Source organism: Bradyrhizobium sp. CCBAU 45394, assembly GCF_028128655.1.
In the GTDB taxonomy this organism is placed as follows: Bacteria; Pseudomonadota; Alphaproteobacteria; order Rhizobiales; family Xanthobacteraceae; genus Bradyrhizobium; species Bradyrhizobium diazoefficiens.
On the sequence record NZ_LBIX01000084.1, the window covers coordinates 1 to 1,902 of the forward strand.

Sequence of the window (1,902 nt, forward strand, 5' to 3'; positions counted from 1 at the left end):
GCCGTCGCAACCGGAAACCAGACTCCCAATCAAGTGCTTGGAGGCTTGTTCACGGACAACTCTGCAATCGCCTACAGGTCAATCCGTAAATTCAACGCCGATACGGCTGCCCGAACGCCAGATTAGGCGACAATTTCTTTCGACGCGACCCTTCGCAATCATGAGCTTGAACCGGCCTTTCATACTATGCCCGGCTGATAAGGGCAGCTCGATTGCTGCTCCGTGCTCGGTGATGTCGACGACGCGGCAACAGGTGCTCGATCCGTCGCCGAAGATGTAGGCGACCTCGTTTATTTCGATGCGCTGTTGTCTGCGACGTTCCAGCACTGTTTCTTTCCAGTAGCAACGCGGGCTATCACTCTGCCGAGCGGCAAGGACTTCGCGCTGCGAGCCTAACGAAAAACCCGCCAGCCGCGTAGGGCTGACGGGTTTCCTATTGCCCATGCGTCCCCGCGGTACTCGTCACCAATCCGCGAGAGCAGATCGTATAGCGATAACGGTTGAAGTTGGGTTACCGCTCACGACCTTAAAGTCGTCGTCGTGGCCTAGGAAAAGCAGGACGGTAAGAAACCGATGCGACAGCAGACAAGTTGAAAGTATGCGCCTTTCGCCCCTCAAACACCCCACCAAGCGGCGGCCCAAGACCGCCGCGATCTTGCCCGCGAAATATCCAGAGCCCGCCCGAATTGGTTAGCGAGTTGTTAATCGGCGCCCGGCACGCTTGCGGTCAGCGCTGCTGATCACCCCCCAAGCCCAAAGGTAGCGCAAGCGATGGCCGGCGGCAGTGATGCCCCGGCCATTGTCCACACCTACTAGCGGCAGTGGTTCGCCAGCCTCTCAACACGCAAGCGATTGATAATTTGCAGGCCTCATCAGTTACCGCTTTGATGGCGGCGTGCCTCCGCTCACCCGCCGCCGCGGCAAAGATGATCCCAATCGCGAAACGTGGCTGATCTACCTCGGCGACGTGCGGGTCGGTGTGATCAGCCGGCGCTCGGGCGTTCCCAATTCCGCACCGCAATGGGGCTGGTCCTGCGGCTTCTATCCCGGCGTTGACCCGGGCGAGCATCGCAGCGGGATTGCTGAGACCTTCGACCAGGCGCGGGACGGCTTCCAAGCGGCTTGGGACGGGCTCGCAGCGACGCTCACGGAAACATGGCGAGAAGCCCGCGACTGGATGGCTTGGAGAGACCGAATGCACTCGCTCGCGCTCCCGCAGCGCGCGGAAGGCATTCCTCGCTGTTACTGTGGTGACGCGGTCAGCATCCGAACCCTCGATGCACATGGACGTACTGCGCACGCAGCGGCCCGGTAAATTGGTACGGCATAATTATATTCGATAACGATGTTCGCCTCGACCTAATTCGGCGAATATCTTTCGCGACCCTTTTAGTAACGAGTTTCGGGGCGACGCCACATGATCGGTTTTCAAGCCAAACTGGAACGTTTTGAAAGTCTCGCAGCTGAATGCGAGTTGATCGCCAAACGATCGGATGGAAGTAATCGCGAGATGTATCTGCGTGCGAGCGAACACTATCGCGAGTTGGCCAACGACGTACGTGCCCTGATCGCATCGTTCCACGTCGCCGCGTAAATGCCGGCCCATTTTGAAAGCTTCGGATGCTCGCGGCGAAGCAAGCTTCTATCGGTGATGAGAACGCCGGCTGCGCTCCCGCCCCACCCAGCAAGGAAGGAGCGCGCCATGCAGGAACGGCGTCGTTTCGAACAAATCGATCCCCTCGACAAGCGCCTTTCGGAAGAGGCTGTGCGTCTCCGGAAAGAAGCCCCTAGCCACCCCGCCTAGTATCGAACGTGAGCGGCTTATCAGAAGAGCGCGGCAAGCCGAGGTAGCCGCGCACATGCTGGAGTCGGCTTCCTCGCGAGGTCTCCAAGCCCCGAAAA

3 protein-coding genes are annotated in these 1,902 nt (G+C 59.4%); 2 read left to right on the forward strand and 1 reads right to left on the reverse strand.

Features of this window, described 5'->3' with window-relative positions; translation table 11 throughout:
- Positions 1–78: 78 nt before the first annotated feature.
- Positions 79–327: a PilZ domain-containing protein gene (locus WN73_RS11855; protein ID WP_097668986.1), complete on the reverse strand. Its 249-nt coding sequence runs from the start codon at positions 325–327 to the stop codon at positions 79–81.
- 568 nt (positions 328–895) lie between these two features.
- On the opposite strand from WN73_RS11855, the gene WN73_RS11860 reads away from it, so the two are divergent.
- Together WN73_RS11860 and WN73_RS11865 are read left to right on the forward strand one after the other, a co-directional pair.
- On the forward strand, positions 896–1,315 hold the full coding sequence (locus WN73_RS11860) for a hypothetical protein (RefSeq protein ID WP_143279318.1): 420 nt from the start codon (positions 896–898) through the stop codon (positions 1,313–1,315).
- 102 nt (positions 1,316–1,417) lie between these two features.
- On the forward strand, positions 1,418–1,594 hold the full coding sequence (locus WN73_RS11865; RefSeq protein ID WP_179879972.1) for a hypothetical protein: 177 nt from the start codon (positions 1,418–1,420) through the stop codon (positions 1,592–1,594).
- Positions 1,595–1,902: the final 308 nt, after the last annotated feature.